We start from the raw sequence: 22,716 nt of genomic DNA on the forward strand, positions 1-22,716 counted from the left end.
ATTGTGTTATATATAGAATCTACTACACAGTAATCTAAAAGGGGATGATTGCTTTCTCTCATCCTGTATTCTTCTTTCTCTTCTTCTGCACTTTCAACCCAACATCTATTCTTTTGAAACGGATATGTTGGTAAACTTATCCTCTGATATTGTTTACCTCGGTATAACTCACTCCAATTTATATCCGCACCACCAACATATGCAATTGCGATTTCCTCAAGCAGATTCCAATCCACTTCCCTGTTTTGATTAATCTTTTTTTGAATTAGATTACTTGTTGCTTTAATTGTGTCCTTAGAGTATTTTTCATCGTTTTCATTCTCTTTATAACTCGACTTATGAATTCCATAATAGATACCTTTTATCGTAATATCTTCCAAATCACTTTTCCACACTATATTACTCAATTTACATTTTAAATCATCTACATCTGTAAATAGAATTGCCAAACGAAAAGTATAGTGCCCTCTTCCTGTATTTGCTGTTATACACATATTAGCTAAATCTATCTCTGCATGATAATTGAGTAACTCAATATATTCCCTCACTAATACTCTAATGCCTTTTTCATATTGAGCAGACAAAACCAATATATAATTTTCATCATTATATTTTAATGTTTCTTTTATTTTTTTAGGTGCTTCCTCTATAATAAGATGACAATTTGTTCCACTTAGTCCAAAAGCACTTACTCCGGCCCTTCTTGGACAACCTTCTGTTTTCCATTTCAAACAACAATCATTAACATACACAGGAGAATTTATAAAATCAATTTTTCTATTTGGTCGATTAAAATTAATCGTAGGTGGAATCATTTGGTGCTTCATTGCTAAAACAACCTTAATCAAACTAGCAACACCAGATGCTTGATTCAAATGACCAATATTTGATTTTAAAGATGCAATTGCACAAAACTGTTTTTTATTTGTATATCTACTGAACGCCTTATCAATAGCACTTATCTCAACTGAATCTCCCAATTTTGTTCCAGTTCCATGAGCTTCTATGTACGCGATTGTATCTGGTGCTATTCCTGCGTCCGCCCATGCCCTTGTAATAACTTCTTCTTGGGCAATTGAATTTGGTGCAGTAAGTCCGATAGAAGAACCATCTTGGTTTAGTGCAGATCCTTTTATGATTGCATATATTTGGTCTCCATCTTCCAATGCTTTTGCATAAGACTTCAATAAAATAGAGCAGACACCTTCTCCACGACTTGTACCATCTGCATTATCATCAAATGTTCTTGTTCTACTGTCAGAAGACATAATATCAATATCTGTATTTCCATTATCAACCGGCACTATATCAATTTTTACGCTTCCCACAACCGCCAAATCACAGTCTCCAAACCTGATTGCACGGCAAGCAAGATGCACTGCTGTTAATCCTGATGAGCAAGCTGTATCAATAGTCATACTTGGACCTTTTAAATCAAATTGATATGAAATTCTCCCTGAAGCAATAGAATTCATATTTCCAACTGATGTTATTCCTACCATTGTTTCATTTGTTTTTAAGGCATAATCTCTATAATCATCTCCTGCATCGCTCATCAAACCTAAAAACACTCCTGTGTTTGAACCTCTCAGTTGTCCCCCTCCATATCCAGCATCTTCAATTGTGCTCCATACATTTTCTAAAATAAGGCGTTGATGTGGATTTAATAAACTTGCTTCCTTCGGCGAAAATCCAAAAAACTCATAATCAAACTTATCAATATCATCCATGAAGGCAGCCTCATAAAATTTGCACTCATCACCTGTTCCCCCTTGAACCTTTAAAATATCCACATTATCTGAAGCTCTCTCTTTTGAAAGTTTGTTAATCTGGTATTTCCCCTGAACAAGTTCTTCCCAAAACCTTTCTAGTTTTTGACAAGAACCTATTCTTCCCGACATTCCTATAATTGCGATATCTTTTTTGTTTACCTTATATTCTTCATCAATTATATCTGCTTGTATAAGACTAATATTATCCAAATTAATTTCTTTCAACTTAACTCATTCCTTTCTATTATTCTTATGGCATAATAAAATCTTCAAACAACTCCCGAGTATCTGTTTCATCAAAAATTTGATTAAAACGTTGTCTTTGCTCTTCTAACGGTGCATGTTTCGTACAAAAAATAGTTCGGAGCATTTCTAGTGCCGTATGTAACTGTTCTATTGTAGGTTCACATTTTTTATTTTCTAATTCTTCAACCATATCTTCGATCTTTCTATAGTTAGCTACTACATTGTTTTGATACTCTTCATTATTGTCATTTAAGTTGCGTGTACATACTGCAATTGCCAAGCAGCGATTTAACACCTTCATTTTATTTGCCCGACTTAATACTTCTTTTCTGAAATGACTAGTCATATATAATAAATCTTCTCTATCATCAAATGAATAACTCTCAATCTTTGGATGATTTTGTTTTACTAAATTGCGTAAAATCATCCTTGGTCCACACTCTATTGCCACTGTAACACCTTGACTTTCTAAATACTCCATTGTAGATTTCCACTGTACTTGACTTACTATTTGTTGTGTTAGATTTGGTACTATATCTCTGGCCTCTTTATATATCACCCCATTTACATTTGATACAACCGGCCATGTCAAATCATGAAATGTATACTTTTGTAATTCTAATTCAAATTTTTGTGCTGCTGATTCCATAAGAGGGCTATGAAACGGTGCACTTACTTGCAAAAATACAATGTCTGCCCCCATGCTTTTCAAATATTCACATGCTTGTTCAACTGCATATTTATGACCAGATATCACAAGTCTGTCTCGTGAATTATAATTAGAGATCACAACGATTTCTTTTTCACTTGAATTCAAATTGCATACATGTTGTACTATGTCATACTCAAGTCCAATAATAGCTGCCATAGAACTTGCCTCTGAAACAACTGATTCTTGCATAAACTTTCCACGCTGTTTAACAATTTTAATTGCGTCTTCAAATTTAATTGCTCCTGCACAAGTAAGTGCCGATAGTTCTCCTAAACTATGTCCTGCTAAATACTTTGGAGAAAGACCAAACTCCTGCATACAATATTGAAACATAGCATAACTAACTGTTAGTAATGCTGGTTGTGCATTTTCAGTCTTTTTTAGTTCTGCCTCATCTCCTTGAAAACACAATTTTGTCAAATCAAATCCTAATACATCATTAGCTTTCTCAAAAATATGGCGAACAACCAAACTTTGTTCATATAAATCTTTTCCCATTCCTATATATTGTGAACCTTGACCTGGAAATAAAAAAGCACTAACTTTCATGTAAATCCTCCCTTCATAAAACTGTCGTTTTGAGTTATGTATTTTATAATTCTTATATAGTGATAAAACATATCTTTTACTCTTTTTTTATTTAAATTTGCAAATTTCACCTTTAAATTATATCCTTTATACGATTCTGATACAGTGAGTACAAGTTTATTTTTCACATACGGTATTTCATAAATAGAATTGTTTTCACAAAATACCATCAATGCTCTATTTGAAGGTTCTATCTGATTAACAATTGAGTGAACCATTGTTCTGCCTAGTTCCATCATATCATCTACTTTTTTAATTAATTCCGATATATCTTCCATCTTTTCTAAATTCACATCTATTAACTGTAAAAATTTTCCACTTACTGAAAAATGTACTATAACGTTCTGTTTTTTTGCAATATCATAGATTAGATATATATATATCGCCAAAAAAATGCTAGAAACTTTAACATTATATTTATTTGATATTTTCTTTATTTTTTTTGACGCCTCCAATTCAATGTTTGATGAAAATATATGGATTTTTTCTTCGATTACATCTTCGAAAAAATCTTTTGGTAATTCCATCAAAGTTGATAAACTATTAATAGTCTTATTTTTCTCATCTGTATTCTTAATATATTCTGCTAATTTTGAAACTGTTGGATAAGCAAAGATATCGGTAACATCAATTTTATCTGGATATAATTCATCTATTTTGTTATGCATCATAACTAGTGTTAAAGAATTTCCACCTAATTCAAAAAAATTCTCATTAACACCAACAGCTTTTCTTTCTAACACCTCTTGCCATATATCTATCAGTTTTTTTTCTATTATCATTACATCTTGCTGGCACTCTGAGCATAAACAAAACAAATCATTTTTTTTACCCGCTCTATATTTATATCGATTTTTTTCAATTTCTAAATTCTCTAATTCAACCGTATCTCCTTCAGATAATCTCAATAATCCCATTGCTACGTTCTTTTCTTTCTCTGCTAAGTCTAAAATAGTTTTCGATATTCTTTTTATTAATAAATCTTTTTCTCCCATATAACTGGTTTTTATAAACATAATATTTATGTTATACCAAGACTTTCCCAGTTCTAACATTCTTTTTGAATACTCATATAACGAATTAACTTTATATTTTGTCGCAAAATTTTTAAGAAAATCAGAAAAACTTAAGCGAGCAAGCCGAATGTGATTTATTTCATTCGAAATAAATGAAAATTTTTTATCACCCATTTGAAAATATTCTTCTGCCGCATTATATTTATCTCTAACATCCTGAGCAAAATTACACATTTCTAAATATGTGCTTTGTATATTTACATCTCCTAAATAATGCAAAGCTGCATTCTTAATGACAGAACACCATTCAATGTTGTTATCTTTCTTATTTAATTTGTGTAATGTAATACAAGACATGCTTCCTTGTTCAAAATCACTCATTGGTAATTCAATTACTTCTAGCGTATAGAAAGGATCAATACAATATAATAATTGATTCTCTTCATTTACACCAATAATCATACAATAATGTATTGCCTCAAAAATCTTGTAGAATTTTGTCCAAGGACACCAAAACAGATTTATCATCAATATTACAGGATTATTAATATCTATTTCACTTGTTATAATATTTTTTAAATCCGTTATATTATATAAATTTAAATCATATATATTTATTTCTACATTATGATATTGTCCAAACAATTTAAAATAATCCCCTGAATTCGAATTTAATTTATTACCAATTAATACAGACTTATTACTTGAACACTCTATTGTCTTGTATGAAAATCCCCATACTTCTGAAGATATCATATAACAATCACATTTCCAAAATGCTGCTAGAGAAGCCAGTATATTTTCAATACAATTATAGTTTTCATTATATATGGGAATTATACTTATCATAATTGAAATACCTCCTCGCACACATTCACTTTTTATGCATTATTTTTTTCAATATATTCTACCAAATTTAAAATAGGATTTAATAAAGTATCATTTACATCCTCTTCTCTTATCTCAAAATCAAATGTAAGTTCAGCCTTTACCATAATAGTTACAACTTCCATCGAATCTAATTCTAGTGCATCAATTAAATTTGTATTTTCAGTTATTTTCACATTTCTTCCTCTTTCATTAAATGTTTCTTCAATAATTTTTTGTAATTTAGAATAAATTTCTTCTCTATTCATAGTATTTACCTCATATAATTTTATGTAAATTTTACTATTCTTAATTAGTAACAACTAAGTATAATATGCCAACTCTATCACGTTATTGTATATAATCTTCTTTAAAAATAATGCCTAATTCTGGAACTACCTGTAAACAATTTTCGCCTCTAATGTCATCTATTTTTGTAGTATATTCTACAAATTGAGGAATAAGATTTTGCCAGTCCTCATCATTCATATAGTTAATACACGAAACCCACTTGCTAACATAATATTTTCTCTTAATCAAAGCATCTGTATAACTCTTATTAAAAGGTTTCTGCTCTTTTATCCATTCAATGTGTTTTAATAGATTTCGCATTACGTGTTGCTTTAATAGTTCTGGAAGAATTTTTATATTATAATACTTAGGTTCATTTAATATATTTAAATTCAGTTCATCTACACTAATAAATCCATTCTTTACCATTTCCTTATGAAAGTCAGGTAAATGGAAAATATTAAATACACTAACAGTAAAATTAATTATCATTTTTATATGTGGGCATTCTTTCACTAATAACCGTAAATTGCTTTCTATATTACTCCATCTAATTCCTGTCCTAAGATATTCTCCAATTTCATAACTTCCGTCCAAACTAAGTAAAACTGTCACATTTTTGAATTTTTTCCATAACTGTAAAAAAGACTTATTATTCAACAATGTTGCGTTCGTATTGTAAATCAAATTAACATCATATCTTTTTTGCAAATCCAACATTTGTAGAATACATAAGTTTTCTTGAAATAATAACGGTTCTCCACCGGCAAAGTAAATCTCCTTTACTGATAAAATCTCCGCGTCTAAATCTCTTAACAGACTATCCGAATTGATGACACCTTGTTCTTTCTTCATCAAAAAAAATTTCTTTCCCAATAATATTTCCTTATCTTTGTACCAACTTGAGCTGTTATTTTCATCACACGTACGACATTTCAAATTGCATGCATTCGAAAATCTGATATCCCAATATATTGGCTTCGCATTCAGGGCATAGCCCAAGTCATCAGTTTCAACTATCCAATCTAAATACTTCTGATATTTTGAATTGGATAGTTTTCTCAAGCTCCTTACATTCGCTGCTTCATGCATATAACAGTTTTTACAGCACTCACATTCCTCGTCATTTAACATTCTTAAACGAAACTCTCTTATTGCATTACCTTGCCATAAATCACTAAAAGAATTTTCATTTAAGTTGCCCAATATATATTCCGAACCAGCAACTTGTTGACAACAAGGCAGCATATTCGCACTTGTAGATACATGTAAATGAATCCATGGCATAATACAAAAATGCTCTCCAACTTTTAATAACTTTCTTATTTGTTTTCTATTTCTCACATCGATATCTCCTATAATAACAAATCAAACAATTAAGGAATCTTATCATTTACGTAACTCTCTTTATATGCCTTGTTACAACTCGGATCACTCTTATTCCAATTAGCTAAAAATTTTTCAGCCACCATTGGACATCCTCCTTTACAAAAATAAAATGTTTCACAATGTCCACACACACTTTTTTCATATAAATTTAAATTACGCATATTAAATTGTTCAATCCAGTCTTGAAATTTACTGAGTAAGTCGGATATAGATGTTTCTCTTATATTTCCTACTCTAAATTTTGACTCATTAATCATAGCTACGCAACCAGTTACAAATCCATCAGCTGTAATAACAATATTTCGATTAAATGCTCCACAACCTTGAACACAATCAGTTCTAATTAGTATATTGTTTTTATCCCTAAAACGCCCTCTTAATCGCTTTGTCAAGTTCAGGTGAATATATTGTGGCAATGTTACAATAACAAATAGTTCTTCAGGCATAGAATTCAAGCTCTCCTCTATTCTTTCGTAAACGTTATACCAATCTAAACCATCAAAACTATTAATTGACACGAGCAATGGAGAAACATATCTGTTTCTCAATATATGTACAAATGTCACTCCCAGTCTCTTGGCAAGTTGCAATAGTTCACTAAGTTGTCCACTATTTTCAGACATATATACTGCATTAATGCCTACCGTAAACCCTTTTGCTACAAGTTCCTTAATTCCTTCAATAGCCATACTATAAGCTTTATCATTACCTCGAATCTTATTATGAGTCATTTCATCTGGTGAATCTAACGATACTGCAATAAAATCAAAGTCATCTGCCTCAAAAGGATACTTTTTTAATGTACTTACTAAAAACGTGCCATTAGTGACTACTTGAAGTCTCGCCCCTAGTTGCTTAATTTTTTTTGCAAGTTTATAAAGCAAATAATCTCTCAAAAAAGGTTCTCCACCTGATATATCAAATCTAGCGTACCCTTGCTCAACAAGATTGTCTATCAAATTCAAATACTCCTCATCAGACAACTCGTCTTTTACAGATTTATGCATTGCTGAACCTGAGTAACACATGCAACAATTTAAATTACATTTCATTGTAGGAAATAGATAAACTGTTGGTTCAAAATTATTGTAAACATCTCGTATTAAATCCACTTTGTCTTGCCGTTTCATACCATCTCTTCTCCTTTCATAATTTTACCTATCCGTTAAATATTGATGACCCCAAATTACATTTCCAATCAATCGTACAATTATCATCTCGATACCAGAGACATTCTTGTCCTTTCCTATGATTTAATATTTTTGTTATCAATCCGGGAGCTAATTGACTAATGTATATTTTTGCCATCTTCTTTTTATTATTTACTTCAAAATCATTTAATTTAAAACAACAAGATTCGTAAAATTTTTTTTGTTTAAATCCATCACACGCATAAGGCAAATCTTCATAATATATAATAGGAGTTTTTAATCCAACTTTAGTTACATTAATCCTATCAACTAAAATACGTGTCAATCTGTGATCTACATGCGTGATTCCCAAAGGACATAATATTAGATGTGGTGATTCTGGTATTTTATCCCGAATACTATTTATATACCACTCAAGCGGTTCTTCCGGATTTATCGGCTCATAAATGTTTTTATACCCCCTTAGCATTGCGTCTTTCCACCCCATTTGCAAAGTTGTAGCACGAATAAGACTCATTGATGCCATCTCTTCCTTTAATCTTAATTGTTGTAATCGCTCAAAATCTTTTCTCAAATCCTTATATATACTATAGGGATCAATCGAAAACAATGTAATAATATGAATTCTATAATGCATCGATAAACGCGTTAATAATCCTCCAATAGAAAAGACAGCATCATCTAAATGAGGTGATATTACAACTATCAATGGTCGCTCTAAATTACATTCATTTGAAATGTTACATGTTATGATAGATTGTGTCTGTAGTAATTCTTCTACAACCTCTTCTGAATATTTTTTTAAATAATTTAACTCATATGGCATATTTTTATACATAAAAGCAGCCTTATCTGAGAGTATACAAAGTTTTTTATTCAGAAAATAAAGTTGATTTTTTTTACACGAATAATGTGGTAATTTTAAAAAATATTTTTGTAGCAAGAAACCTCCTATATTACCTCAAATACTTTTTCATATTATTTCTTTTTTATAAATCAGATTTAATTCAACTTTTATTCATTTTATGATAATAAATTTATATATTTAATTTTTCTATTATCCTATAGATAATCATTATACATATATTTGTAATCAGCACAGTTTGCTAAACAACCGGGACATTGACCTGTTATAGCCAATTTTTGCAATGTTTGATAAGATGGAGATTTCCAAACATCCGGAAACTTTAACCATTCAGATTTCTGATATAACTTTCTTAATCCAAAGTCTGTAAAACAAAATTGTAATTTTCCAGTTTTAGTAAAAAGTGCATCATGCAACGGTAAAATACACCCTTTCTGCAAAGATAATTGTTCACTTCGAAGAATATATTCCGGAATTGTTTTCATCATTGCCCTACTTCTTATTGGTAATTTAAGTTGGTCCGCTGTTTCAAATGCATTGATAATCTCTTCCTTCAATTCAGGAATATCCGAATAATCTAATGCAAAATCCACATACTTTTTTCCTCCTTGTCGTGAGCTAATGGGCTGAAACGATATAGATTCTGCTCCTAATTTCCTTGCCAAACGAATCATGTCACTCATATAATGAAAATTTTGCTTTAATACTACTGTAAATATAGAAAATGTATTTCCATATTTTTTGAGTTGTCTAATTCCTTCTAGTGTCCTATTCCAAGCATTTTCACCACGTATCCAATTATTTAATTCTTCATATGGTGCATCTATAGATATTGGAATATCTTTTACATGTAACTTTACAAACCTTTTTGCCACATCTTCTGTAATCAAACTTCCATTCGATACGAAACTGGTTTCAATATTATATTCATTACATAGTTCAATTGCATCAAATAAGTCTTTTCGCATTAACATTTCCCCTCCATATAATTCAATCTTAGAAATGCCAATTTCTTTTGCTACCAAAATCAACTCTTTTATGCTCTCAATAGTCGGTTCAGAGTATCTTAATGGAAGATATGCTTTCTGACCTATTCGACACATCCTACACTGATAATTACATTTATCTGTAAACCAAACAAATATTCTTTCTAATTTCGTCTGTTGTAAAAATGTCTCTGCAAGTTGCGTATACACTTCTATTTGTGCTTCTTGACTAACAATGAATTCAAGTCCTGAGTTGTATAAATCAAATGCCAACAATGCATTCTCTGTCACTCCATCAACACAGAACACAGTATTAAAATTCCCTGCATAACGTATTTTTTTTACATCTACTGATATATTATTATTTCTCCAAATAGTCCAAGGACCTGTATTATGATTACTCAAATGCAAACGATTGTCCTTTCTTTTATAATATTCTTTGTTTGCAAATCCATCCTTAAAATCACATTCAATATCATATAATCGATTATATAATCCGCAAATCACTTGTGATTCTTTTGCACTAATATGGATATCTATTGATTTTCTTGTTAATACAGAACCTGATTCTAAAAAAAGAACTCTCCCCGAAGTAATTTGTTCTAATGCAAAATTACGGGCTTCATTTCCATTCAAAAATGACTTATTTGAAAAAAATATTTTATCGGATTTATATTTTGTGCATATATCATTAGTACACGGTACATTGGTCGCTACAATAATGTGTGTCACATCAAATTTTATCAATATATCCAATGTACACTTAACTAAATTATAATTATTACTTCCTGTTACAATACAATTAAGCATTTTTATCCCCTATTTTACTATTTCAATAATGAATCAATAGTTCCCTTTTGTTCAACTAACACCTCTGCTATCTCAGAGATTAAACTTTCTTCTGGATACATTTTTTGAAATAACTGATATCCTTTTTTTGCAATTTCTTTCCAATTAATTCTTGCATGTGCTAAATGATAAGCATCAGTCCTATAACAAGTCTGCTCAAAACTCCCCCCAGCTTTATAAAGTCGATATCCAAACTCTAAGTCCTCTGGAGCCCAATCTAAACCAAAATCCTCTCTAAACAATCCAATTTCAATAGCAAAAGCTCGCATCAATGACATATTTGCTGTATCTGCAGCGAGCCAAGGCACTTTATATCTTTCAATACCTTTCTCAAACATATGCTGTACTGTTCTTTCTAGTCTATCTTGTGCATGTCCCAACCTCCTTATTTTATCCATATTATTTGAAATATCTTCCTCTGTTATATTAAAATTCATTATTTTATTTGATAATGTATAGTCTTTATACTCTTTTAGTAAACCTTTATGTGGATTACGTGGATCTTCAAAAAAACGAACATACGGAATTTCTTTCTTTCGTCCATGAATTAAAGTCTTAGATTTGGATTTATGTGCCATCCAATGAGCATCAATATATTCTGGCTCCACAATTAAATCAGCATCACAAAAAATCAACAGTTCTCCCTTTGACGCCCATATTCCCGCATTTCTAGTCGCACTTCGTCCATGATTTTTAACCCTTATAATCCTTAATGGTATTTGCGACATGAAACGTTCTACTTCATTGTCTGGAATTTCTCCTCCATCAACTAAAATAATTTCATAAGGTATTGATGTTGTCTGACAACAAAATGATTTTAATGTTAATGCAAGCCTTCCTCCTTTATTATATGTTGGTATAATTACTGAAATTTTTACCATATTTATTTAAATCCTTCCTTTAGCGTATACAAACTAATATTACTCAAAATATTTTTAATAAAAATGCGTCAGAATATCCTCTAAATCAGTTTCAGACATAGAAATATCTAAAACTTTAAAATGCGATAATACCATATCTAAAAGCCTTTGCATGTATATAGGCTCAACTCTCCAAATAAGGGTATATGAATCTTTTATTTCTGGAACCATATCTCCCCACTCAACTTTTCCATTAAGTGGCTCTGCTAGACGTACTTTTACTATTCGGACTTGTCTAAATTTTGATTTTATCTCATCCAATGTTCCAGTTACGACAGTACTTCCCTTATTAATCAATTGAATACGATCTGCCAATTTTTCAATGTCCTTCATATAATGACTGGTTAATATAATTCCACATTCTGAATTCTTGCTATATACTTTTAAAAAATCTATAATCTGATTTTGAGATATAAAATCCAAACCAATTGTTGGCTCATCTAAAAACAACACCTTTGGTTTATGCAAAAATGCTAATATCAACTCCATTTTTAAGCGCTCTCCTAATGATAATTGACGAACCGGAACTTTGATACGATTACCTACATTTAACATATCTACCATTTGCTCTATTTGTTGCTTAAATTGTGGTTCTGAAATATCATAAATAGATTGATGTAACCTGAACGTTTCTATAGCAGGTAAATCTAACCATAATTGTGTACGTTGTCCTGCTACCAATGCAATATTCTTTAAAAAATTCTTATTTCTCTTATGAGGCGTAAAACCTGCAACTTTAATTTCTCCCTTATTTGGTCGAATAATACCACTTAATGTTTTCAAAGTTGTTGATTTTCCTGCACCATTTGGTCCTATAAGACATAAAATTTCTCCTGGCATAACATGAAGATTAAGTTCTTTCACTGCTGGAATTTCTACATATTTACGATTAAAGAAGTTTGAAAAAGAACCCTTGAGTCCTTCTTCCTTTTCAAGAGCTTTATAATTAACACACAAGTTAGTTACATTAATTAACGCATCCATATTTCTTATTGACATCACAATTTAACCTGACCTTTCTCATCTCGTTCAAAGTTCTTTACAAAAATATATCTATGAGGAATTTTGTAAGGTGATAAATATTGTTTGCAAAAATTTCTAATTTCTAATTCGCTTGGTAATTTGTCTTTTTTTCTAAGATAAGCTACTAATATAGTTCCTCTTCTTATATCTTCCTCTGCAGTAACAACCGCCTCCATAATATTAGGATGTTGCTGTAATACTTTTTCAACTTCACCTGGATGTAATCCTAGACCATTTATCTTAATACGCTGTGAATTTCTACCTATAACAATTAAACTATCCTCTTCAGTCAAAATTCCTTGGTCTCCTGTTTTATATTCATATTCTACAGAAATAAAGTTTCCCTTATTTAGAATTTCATGTGTAAGTCCATCACCTTTAATACAGATAAGTCCTTGCTCACCTTGTTTTACAGGAATTCCTTGTTCATCCACAATATGAATTTGCATATTGTTCAATGGTCTTCCCAAGCTTGGAAATTTTGTTTCACATTCTGGCAATTGCATAGTTATCGCTCCTAATTCTGTACAACCATAAAATTGAAGAAGTGGTGCTGAAAAATTGATTCTAAATTTTTCATAAATATCTCGTGGCAATGTTGCTCCCGCACTTATTCCCATTTTAATGTTTAGTTTTGCACCCGATACCTGTACTAAAAACGAGTAAAAGGTAGGAACACCCACTACAATTGTAACCTCTTCTCTTTTCATTATATGCACCCACTTTGATGGCGAACATAGTCTTGAAGAAGTTATAAGTCTTGCTCCCACTCTAATTCCTGATAAAAGATGTAATACAAATCCCAATGAATGGGTCCACTGTGCCAAACAAAAAATGTGATCCTGCTCCGTATAGTGCAACCTCTCTATTACAGCATCAACCTCGCAAAATAACGATTCCCAAGTACGGGCAACTATTTTAGGTTCTCCTGTTGTACCAGTTGTACACATTAATACCTTTCCCATTAGTTTTATCAAACTAGGACTCATTTGTTTTGCTTTTGCCTTAAGCAATTCAGAGGGAGATAAAATTTTTATTCTCTTATTATTCAATGATAACAATTCTTCATTATCTGTAATTACTATTTTCGAAGATGTATGCTTTAGTACAGTCTCAATTTCACAGTTTGACCACTGAGGATTGACCAACAAATAGGTTGATTCCAACCTTCCTAATGCAAGTATTGTACATGCCAATTTAAAGCGATCCTTTATTTGAACAAGAATAATACTATTTTCCATATATGTCTGTAAAGCCTCATACATTCTATTTGTGTTCTCTAACAACTCCTTATATGTCCTATCAACATTTGAATCAACCAAGAATATTTTATTACTGTAAATCTGCAAATTTAGTTCTATCAAATTATACCCTCCCTTATATCAAACTGCTTTTTTATAAATCTTGATATTCTCATTAATTCCAATGATAAACTCATTCCTCGTCTTGGAAATAATTCTAAAGTTATATCCCCATCATAATGCATATTTTTTACAATTCTTCCGACATTTTTCCAATCTACATGCCCTTGTCCGATTGGGCAAATTTGAGGTGGATCTCCAATTCTAGAATCCGAAATATGAATTTTCTTAATTTTTCCTTCAAACCGTAACAACCATTCCTCTATATTTCCAAAAGGAAATGCATTTCCAATGTCAAGACATACTCCAATATTAGTATCCTCTAGAGCGTCCATTAAGTGCTCTAATTTAATGATGTCTCTACTAAAGCTATACCAGACGTTTTCCAACATTAATAATATTCCATCGTTTCTTGCTTTATCGTTTATGGCTTTTATAATGTGAATAGCATCTTGCCAATTGGTCTCAATTCCACCTGGTGCAATCGAAACATGCTTTCCTCCCATTAATTTTGCAATATCAAACATCTTATCTACAACTTCCAATGCCATCGTTTTTGAAATTCTATCCTTTGATGTTATTGGGTAATCCATATGTAACATTGTACTAAGCCCAGTTACCTTTAAACCTGCTATATTAACTGCATCTATAAGCCATAGTAATTCATCTTTTTTTGTTTTGATTGATATAGGCCATGGCTGTAAGTCTACATGCAATTCAATGCCTTCATATCCAGAATTATGTATCATTTTCAAATATCGTGCCCACTGCTGTACTGGAACTCCAATCAAACACCATGCTGTTACACTTAACATTTTCTATATCTCCTTCACCCTAGAACGCTGTTTTATATATTGAATGTAAAAACTTCTCTAAATCTACAGCTACCTTTTTCCATGACCACTGTTTTGCCTTAGTTAATCCTAATCTACTAAATTTCTCCCAATGTGCTTTATCTATGGCCAAATGATAAAGTGCATCTCCCATTGCTTTGATATCTCCAACATTAATAAGATTATCTTTTACAGTTTCTGGCACAAGGTCACGGCTTCCACCATTATCTGTTGCAACAAATGGTATTCCAGACATCATTGCCTCTAAAATTGGTAATCCGAAACCTTCTGAACTTGACGTTACTAATAAAACATCCACAGAACGATAAATATTTCCCACCTCCTCTTGTGTGGGATTCACATACCACTTTGTTTTTATATCTTTAGGTGTCTCTTTTTCTGCTTTTCGAACCAAACGTACTAACCGAATGTCCACCCCCAATCTTTTTAAGTATTCCAAAGCCGCATAGGCCTGTGGAATTTGCTTTAACGGATGTTCATAACTTCCTACAACAAGCACTCTAAATGGTTTTCCTTTTTCTGGTGCCTTCCTTATCTCCGGATAAAAGACCATTTCATCTGCGGCGGGTGGTATAATATGCGAAGTTCTTCCATATTCATACAATACATCTTGTAAATATTTTGATACAACAATTTTAGGATTTGATAATCTGAATGACTTCTCTGCTGCACTAACTAATTTCACATCTGTATACAATTGTGGTTCATTAGCCTGTATAAAACTAACAACTCTTTTTTCTCCGTATTTACCTGTAAACCAATTTGCACTGAAACAATCTAGTGCTACAATTAATTCTTGGTCATCAATTTTTACTTTGCGAAAACTTGTCACATATTCCACACTCACTATTGGTTCCCACCCAAATAAATTTGCTCCAAGTACTACAAGTCTAATTTCATGACCAAGATTGTATAAAATATTACAATGATTAATTACTACCTTTGTAGCCCCATTAACCTGTAATCTTGTACCAATATAAACTATTTTCATATACTTTCCTCAGAATAACACGCAAATAAGCAACCAGAACATTTTCCTTGTAATGCCTGCTCTGTAATCTCCTTATATTCGTTTGAGTCCCAAATTTCCACCAATTTGTTACTTTTTATTGAATAACTAGTCTCAAGCTTCCAACATGCAGATACTTGACCCGTCACTTCAATTGATGAACTTGTATTTGGAATATCACATCCGCTTTTTGGTATAATAGTTTCCTTATTAAAGTATCTGATAATACTCTTTAAATAGTCCTTAGATGGAAAATTTACTCCTATATCATTTGCAAGGCATCTAGAATATTCTAATATTTCCTCAAGAGTTACAAGTTCATCCTTAGATATCCATAACTGCTTTGTTTTTTCCTGTTTATTATTTACTAGAAAAGAAGGATCAAATGCATTCAAAAATAATCGTCGAACTCCATATTTTCGTATGATACTTATAACAGAAGGTAAAGTTATATAATTAACACTCGAAATCGTAAAAAGAACATTTACCATTCTTGATAATTTAATATTTTGAAAAAATTGCAATGTACTCAATACTTTATCGTATACCCCTTCTCCTCGTATGTAATCATTAATTTCTCGTGTTCCATCTAAAGAAATTGAAATATTATTAAGCCCTGAATTAATTAACTTGTCCACGACTTTTTTTGTAACCAATGTAGCATTGCAACTCATATTTATGTGAAATCTAAGTTTATGTGCATATACAATTATTTCATATATATTTTCATGGGTAAGCGGTTCTCCACCCGTCAAAAACACCTGACGCACGCCTCTCTCTTTTGCAGCATCTAAAATATTTTTCACCTCTTCGAATGAAAGTTTGCTTGAATTGATAAAACCATCACACGTTTGACAGTGCAAATTACATACATTAGTTAATTTGATATATAAATTCTTTATATCCAATATAGTTCCTCCCTCAACCTATTCCTCCGTAAATATCTGAATAATTTTATCTTGTTCGATGGCCCGTAACGTTAAACAAACAAACAATTTTACAAATGGATCATCTGGAAATTTTGACTGAAAATATTTAAAATTATCGCATCTCTTTTCAAATTTAGATTGGACATCATCAATTCCAAGATGATAATTTATCGCATTCTCATTTACAATTAGCTCACCACCGGCTTCAATCAGTCGATATGCAATGTCTGTATCTTCACAACCACTCCATTTGAAATTCGTATCAAACCCGCCAACTTTGTTTAGCAAATTTCTTTGAATAGATACATTACTCGTCACAAAATATACCCAAGCAATATGCTTCTTTTCTGATATCCAGTATTTTATTGCTTCTTTTTCCCAACGAGTCACATAAAAACTTCCATCCTCTCGTTTTTGATATCGCAAACCTCGTATAATTGCATTTTTATGTTTTTTATGTGATTTAACATGTTCTTCTATAAAATCAGGTGAAACTACCATATCATCATCACTGAACAAAATTATATCACCTGATGCATATCCTATTCCCTTGTTTCTAGATATGCCTGCATTACTAGTTCCTTTTGGAATAGAATATATATGCACATTTCCCATTTCTAATTCACTACATATATCAATTAAAGAATCTTTCTCTCCTTCTGTCACTATTATTATAGAAAAATCTTTATAACTCTGTTCTTTATATGATTCTAGAACAGGAATAAGATTCAAAACTGGACGATTTGTAGCAATAATAACATCAACCCACATTCAAGCTCTCCTTATTTATCATTTATATTATGAAATAATGATCCTTAATCTGATCTAGAACCTCAATTACACCTTCTGTTCTTCCAATTTGCATTCTCTGTAATTCATATTTAGTAATATCCCCTCGCAAATAAGCGTTCAACATTTCCCATGAGCCTTCATAACAGGTATTACAAAAACCACTATTAATTTTTCGCAACTTATATGCTTCTTTTGATTCTTCAATGTCTAACCTTGCTTTTTTTGTATCTGCAAAAATATCACTATAAATTATCGGCATACAAGTACATCCCTTTATCCTTCCCCTGCTGTCAATTCCGTTTATATAATATGGTGCATAACAACTTGTTGTACGATGCTTATTTTCTAATGCTTCTAGTAAATATGCTAAATATGCTTTTGGTGGAAGAACATCCTGATAGTTCTCATATTCATCAAACAACTGATATAATTGACTTAATTTACTTTGATACGGAGAATATTTTCCCTGAGTCCAACGAACAGGAAAAGGCATCAACTTAATATAATACCCCTCTTTAGAATATTGAAACAAATAATCTGCATACTCTTTTATGTGTTCAATATTACGATCATGAAGTACCATTTGAACTTCCACTTTAATTCCATTCTCTAAGCAACATCGCAAATTATCTAATATTCGATTACTCATCTTCTCATTTGAAACTCGATAACTATTCATCTCATAGTTATATCCATCTATTGAAAAATACAGCAGCAGTTTTTTACATTTGCTCAATTCTTCTATCATTTTCTTGTCTAAAAGCGAACCATTTGTTGTTAAAATAACCAGCTCATAATTAGACGATATTTCCTCTATATAATCTGTAAGTCCACGTATTAGAGTTAATTCCCCACCTATTAAGCTTAATATTGGCGAAGGAAATATCTCTAATGCCTTTTTGCAATGTTCTCTCATTTTAATTCCAAGTCTTTTATCTTTTCCCGCATCAAGTTCAATCACTTCTCCATTTCTTTCTTCTAATGTAAGAACTCCATTTCGTGATGTAATTTGCTTCAATGGTGCTGTACAGTATTGACAATGAAAATTGCAGGCACGTTCCACAAACAGGAGCTCAGTTATCAGAGTTTCATATTTCATGTCATCTCTCCTTCTCATAAAATAACTATTTTCCAGTACATTTTTTTATACTTAACTCTAATTTCTATTTTTCAACTCTCTTTTTTTCAATAAAATCAACGAGACTATGTACACTTTTTAATACATCTCCGCCTAAATCACTATCATCAATTTCGATATCGAATTTTCTTTCGATTGCTACTAATAATTCTAAGCCATCAACTGAATCCAATCCTATACCCCCTTCAAATAGCAACACATCATCTCCAATTTCAGAAGGTTTAATGCTTAAATTTAATTCTTCCACTATTGTTGTTTTTACTTCGTCAAATAACTCTTTCATATATAATTCTCCTTTTACAAATTATTTTTTGCTTTCAATACTGTTTTTTATTCATTAATATTGAAACACTCATTTATATTCTTTTCACTATGAATAATTCTTTATCAACCACCCGGTGCAGAGTATCTACATAACCCTTTTTTCCATGTAATAATAACAATGACCAAAAGAATGCTAATCCATAGCATACCTTGCCCCACCGCTACTAACGGACACCCTAGCTGTCCAATTCCGGCTTTGATAGGATAATATACCATATAAGCAAATGGCGTATGAATCAAAAATCGATCCAATCCCCATGGTAATATATCTAACGGAATTCCACTTCCAGCCAAAACACTTGTTATAGCTTCAATTAGCATAAAAAAAGTTGAGCTTTCTGTTAACCAGAATCCAATCAACCCCAATATCAAATTTACTAAAAAAGATATTAAAATGCCTTCTACTATTAGTACCATAAATAGCATAACTGAACCTGCTTGCAGTCCCATATCAAATCCCACTAATTCAGCAACAGTAATCACAACCAATAATTGAAAAATGCATTTAGGCAATGATTCTCCTATCAATTTTCCTATAAATATACAAAAATGCCTTGTCAAATGATTGATTGGTTCTACCAAATAACTTGTTAACAACCCCTGTCGTATCTCAGCACAAATGTCAGCTCCTACTGAAACACTAAAAAACATTGTGATTATGGAACTCATTGTTACATATGTAAGCATTAAATTGCTATCGTAACTTCCTATATCACCTGTCTGCAAAATAATTTGCCAGAAGATCAGTAACGGTATGAGTCCTATTGTATTAAACAAATTTATTAAGTAGTTTCCTCTAAATTGTAATGAATTTTGTATGGACATTCTAATAATTCGCACATATCTTGACATTTTATCCTCCTTTAACCCCCAGAACCTCTATATCTTTGTAATCCCCTCAAAAGGATAATACTGCTAATTCCTATCCATACAAATGCTGTGGCAATTGAAGATGTTACCTCTATAATAGTCGTTCCAAAAATCAATGTTTTAGCAGCGGGATTTGCTACTAAAGTTAAAGGAATAATTAGCGTAAATACAAATCGAATCTTGAGTGGATAAATCTCCGCTGGAAAAGAACGAAAATCATAAGTCGAATAGTGAATAGATTCCAATCCCTGTGTTTTTTTGAACCAAAATGCTGTATACATCAGCGAAAAAAACATTCCATAAACAATTAAGACTCCACATATAATTTGTATTAAGTAAACTACAAATGATAATATTGTAATGGTACAGGCTGTTTTTTTACATCCCCACCACACTATTCCTATTCCAATCAAAACTTGAACTATTCCACTTAAATCCACCGTTTTAAAACTTACAGAAAAACCTGCTGGTAATGGCTTTAACAATATCTGATCTAGTTCTCCGCTATTAATATTCATCCCTAAATTTAATCCATTAATAAGTAAAAACGCTGTAAATAGATAATTAACTATATAATGGGTGCCAAACAAAATATATAAAGAATCAGTTTCCCAACCAGCAATTGTTTCATAATGGCTTGTAACAATATTGAGAAACACCAACGTACCCAATAGCCACGACAAATCAGTAATAATACGTATAATAAAATTTGTTCTAAATAACATTTCACGCATAATACACATCCTAGTATAGTACATAACAATTCTTATATATTTCATATATTAACCCCTTCTTCTTTGTATTCTATATTAGTATTGCCATACAGGTCATAATTGTTCCTATACTTACTAATTATCTTTCTTAATGCTTTCACATCTTTTTCCAACGTAATATCAAAGTTGTGTAATACTTCATTAATTTTATAAATATACATTTCTGCAATATCTAACTGATATGGATTCCATTTTGATAATAATCTGTCATTTCCATAGTTTTTTTTAAAGTATTTGCGCTCTCTTTCGAGTGGTTTATCTTCCTTATATATATTATGATTACAAAGTTCAACTCTGTTTCCATTTACATAAACGATCCTAATTCCTTTTCGAAGGGCAAAGTTGAAAGCCTCTGTGATTTTATTTATTATAGGCTCACCTTTATCGTTAAGCGAAGTATTACATATAATAGGAATTCCTGTCTTTTCATAAATTCCTTTCAAAATGGAATAAATTCTTTTATCATCATTTTCTGTAACGGTCTGGACTCGCGCACTACCATCTAAATGCAATATTGCCTCTACTTTAGCTTTCTTGTCCTCTTTTATTTGAAAATTATTAAGCATATAAGCTGACGGAAAAGAGTCTTTAAACCATTCTTCTCTTTCTTCTTCCAATACAATTGGTGCAACAGGTCTCCACCATTCGCGTTTTTTATATATATTTAGTAAATTCTTTGACTCTATTTTTGTAGGATTTGCTAATATACTCCTGTGACCAAGAGCACGTGGTCCAACTTCACTTCTATCATCGAACCAGACTACAGGTTCATTAATAATGTCATCTACCGCATAATCGGTTCCAAAATGAACATTCTTCACAAATAAATTAAATTTTTCAATAGCTTCTTTTAAATTGTTATCTGCATTACCATAATATGCTGTATTAAATTGAAACTCAAAACTTTGACACTTTTTAAAAAAATAGTAAAGTCCCATTCCAATGGCAATTCCACTATCATTAACACATGGGCAACATAGTTGACCTTTAAAACCAAATTTATGAACAATATTTGTATTTGTCGGACAATTTAGTGCATATCCACCTGAAAGTGATATGTATGTGTCTTTTGGGTCTAGATTATAATTATCCAAAATTTTTCCAACTACTTTATTAACACATTCCAAAGATGCTTCTTGTACAAATTTCATCATCATACTAATTTTATTTTCTTTTTCTGTAAAACGTTCATCATACCCGCTACAGATTTCATCTATTTTCTCTTTTGGATACGATAATATATAATTTGAAAAATCAAGCAATGTGTTTATATTTTCAATTATATCTGTTAAATTATACACATCTGCCAATACAGGTGACTCTATCTTTATCCTTGCTGTAGTTGCATAAGCAAGTGCCATCAATGTTCCCTCTGGTATATGATATCGTTGTGCAAGATAATACCAATATGGACCAGGTGACGGAATTGGAAAAAATTCAACATCTCCCTTTATAGATATCGCACCACAAAATTCATTTTTTTTATATGCATTTTTATCAACTAAATAATCTGAACCTGCATCAAATGATAGTGCAATAATATTTTGATTATGAAATATGTCTGTATCCATCACCATAGATGAAAATAGATGACATACGGAGTGATATGTGATATTTACTATATCTTTCACACTATGATAGTCATCACAAGTTGACAATTCTGGAAGTCCAATAACCTCTTGCATATCATTTAATGTTAAAGAAACTTCACTCAGTAGAATATCAATGAATTCAACAGCATCCGATTTTTCATAAAAAGCTACATCATGATGCTTTATGCCAGATATTCTTTCAAATTCCCAATGATGAACTATTTCCACATATTTTTCTGTCTTTCTAAATAGGGTCATATTATGATCATGTCTCACTGAACTATTAAAAATATGAAAAATTGGATCAATTTCCGAATAAATTGTTAAATAATAACCATCTTTTAACTCATCTATCATTTTGCCACTCTCTTTTAATTATTTTTTTCTATTGCTAACTAT

Annotated in this window: 20 protein-coding genes; all 20 read right to left on the reverse strand. The window is 31.3% G+C overall.

All coding sequences use genetic code 11. The annotated features are described in order from the left end of the window. Nucleotides 1-1,997, reverse strand: a 1,997-nt coding sequence (locus tag DW006_RS11545) for a beta-ketoacyl synthase N-terminal-like domain-containing protein (protein WP_278286644.1), incomplete at its 3' end; no start/stop codon positions are given. 25 nt (nt 1,998-2,022) lie between these two features. Continuing rightward, on the reverse strand, nt 2,023-3,279 hold the full coding sequence (gene fabD / locus DW006_RS11550) for an ACP S-malonyltransferase (RefSeq protein ID WP_118000778.1): 1,257 nt from the start codon (nt 3,277-3,279) through the stop codon (nt 2,023-2,025). Continuing rightward, the gene (locus tag DW006_RS11555) at nt 3,276-5,183 is read right to left on the reverse strand and encodes a phosphopantetheine-binding protein (protein ID WP_118000780.1); all 1,908 of its coding nucleotides are present in this window, start codon (nt 5,181-5,183) and stop codon (nt 3,276-3,278) included. Before DW006_RS11555 ends, fabD begins: the two co-directional genes overlap by 4 nt. 32 nt (nt 5,184-5,215) lie before the next feature. Continuing rightward, nucleotides 5,216-5,470 (reverse strand): phosphopantetheine-binding protein, encoded by a 255-nt coding sequence (locus DW006_RS11560; RefSeq protein ID WP_118000782.1) that lies wholly within the window; start codon nt 5,468-5,470, stop codon nt 5,216-5,218. 82 nt (nt 5,471-5,552) lie between these two features. Further along, nucleotides 5,553-6,836, reverse strand: coding sequence for a twitch domain-containing radical SAM protein (locus DW006_RS11565; protein ID WP_118000784.1), 1,284 nt, complete (start codon nt 6,834-6,836; stop codon nt 5,553-5,555). 32 nt (nt 6,837-6,868) lie between these two features. Next, a complete protein-coding gene (locus DW006_RS11570; protein ID WP_118000786.1) occupies nt 6,869-8,011 on the reverse strand; it encodes a radical SAM protein in 1,143 nt (380 codons plus the stop codon). A gap of 28 nt (nt 8,012-8,039) precedes the next feature. Next, nucleotides 8,040-8,975, reverse strand: coding sequence for a PIG-L family deacetylase (locus DW006_RS11575; protein ID WP_118000788.1), 936 nt, complete (start codon nt 8,973-8,975; stop codon nt 8,040-8,042). Nucleotides 8,976-9,094: 119 nt separating this feature from the next. Next, nucleotides 9,095-10,693 carry a radical SAM protein gene (locus tag DW006_RS11580; protein WP_118000790.1) on the reverse strand — a complete coding sequence of 533 codons (1,599 nt, stop codon included), beginning with the start codon at nt 10,691-10,693 and terminating at the stop codon, nt 9,095-9,097. 17 nt (nt 10,694-10,710) lie between these two features. Then, nucleotides 10,711-11,613, reverse strand: coding sequence for a glycosyltransferase (locus DW006_RS11585; protein WP_118000792.1), 903 nt, complete (start codon nt 11,611-11,613; stop codon nt 10,711-10,713). Nucleotides 11,614-11,667: 54 nt separating this feature from the next. Beyond that, nucleotides 11,668-12,651, reverse strand: coding sequence for an ATP-binding cassette domain-containing protein (locus tag DW006_RS11590; protein WP_118000795.1), 984 nt, complete (start codon nt 12,649-12,651; stop codon nt 11,668-11,670). Then, nucleotides 12,651-14,039, reverse strand: coding sequence for a class I adenylate-forming enzyme family protein (locus DW006_RS11595; RefSeq protein WP_118000797.1), 1,389 nt, complete (start codon nt 14,037-14,039; stop codon nt 12,651-12,653). Before DW006_RS11595 ends, DW006_RS11590 begins: the two co-directional genes overlap by 1 nt. Then, nucleotides 14,036-14,851 (reverse strand): sugar phosphate isomerase/epimerase family protein, encoded by an 816-nt coding sequence (locus DW006_RS11600; protein WP_118000799.1) that lies wholly within the window; start codon nt 14,849-14,851, stop codon nt 14,036-14,038. Before DW006_RS11600 ends, DW006_RS11595 begins: the two co-directional genes overlap by 4 nt. A gap of 19 nt (nt 14,852-14,870) precedes the next feature. Continuing rightward, a complete protein-coding gene (locus tag DW006_RS11605) occupies nt 14,871-15,881 on the reverse strand; it encodes a glycosyltransferase family 4 protein (protein WP_118000801.1) in 1,011 nt (336 codons plus the stop codon). Continuing rightward, entirely contained in the window at nt 15,878-16,807 is a 930-nt protein-coding gene (locus tag DW006_RS11610) for a radical SAM protein (protein WP_118000803.1), read from the reverse strand. Before DW006_RS11610 ends, DW006_RS11605 begins: the two co-directional genes overlap by 4 nt. An 18-nt stretch (nt 16,808-16,825) precedes the next feature. Beyond that, nucleotides 16,826-17,599, reverse strand: a complete 774-nt coding sequence (locus DW006_RS11615) for a glycosyltransferase (RefSeq protein WP_118000805.1) — start codon at nt 17,597-17,599, stop codon at nt 16,826-16,828. Nucleotides 17,600-17,621: 22 nt separating this feature from the next. After that, a complete protein-coding gene (locus DW006_RS11620; protein ID WP_158561136.1) occupies nt 17,622-18,719 on the reverse strand; it encodes a radical SAM protein in 1,098 nt (365 codons plus the stop codon). Between the two features lie 64 nt (nt 18,720-18,783). Then, the gene (locus DW006_RS11625; RefSeq protein WP_118000809.1) at nt 18,784-19,041 is read right to left on the reverse strand and encodes a phosphopantetheine-binding protein; all 258 of its coding nucleotides are present in this window, start codon (nt 19,039-19,041) and stop codon (nt 18,784-18,786) included. 104 nt (nt 19,042-19,145) lie between these two features. Beyond that, nucleotides 19,146-19,934, reverse strand: coding sequence for an ABC-2 family transporter protein (locus tag DW006_RS11630; protein ID WP_118000812.1), 789 nt, complete (start codon nt 19,932-19,934; stop codon nt 19,146-19,148). Between the two features lie 11 nt (nt 19,935-19,945). Next, nucleotides 19,946-20,686: an ABC-2 family transporter protein gene (locus DW006_RS11635; protein WP_158561137.1), complete on the reverse strand. Its 741-nt coding sequence runs from the start codon at nt 20,684-20,686 to the stop codon at nt 19,946-19,948. A 41-nt stretch (nt 20,687-20,727) separates the two neighbouring features. Continuing rightward, nucleotides 20,728-22,674, reverse strand: a complete 1,947-nt coding sequence (locus DW006_RS11640; RefSeq protein ID WP_118000816.1) for a carbamoyltransferase C-terminal domain-containing protein — start codon at nt 22,672-22,674, stop codon at nt 20,728-20,730. Nucleotides 22,675-22,716: the final 42 nt, after the last annotated feature.

It is taken from the genome of Eubacterium sp. AF36-5BH, from assembly GCF_003460505.1.
Classification (GTDB): Bacteria; Bacillota; Clostridia; order Lachnospirales; family Lachnospiraceae; genus Eubacterium_G.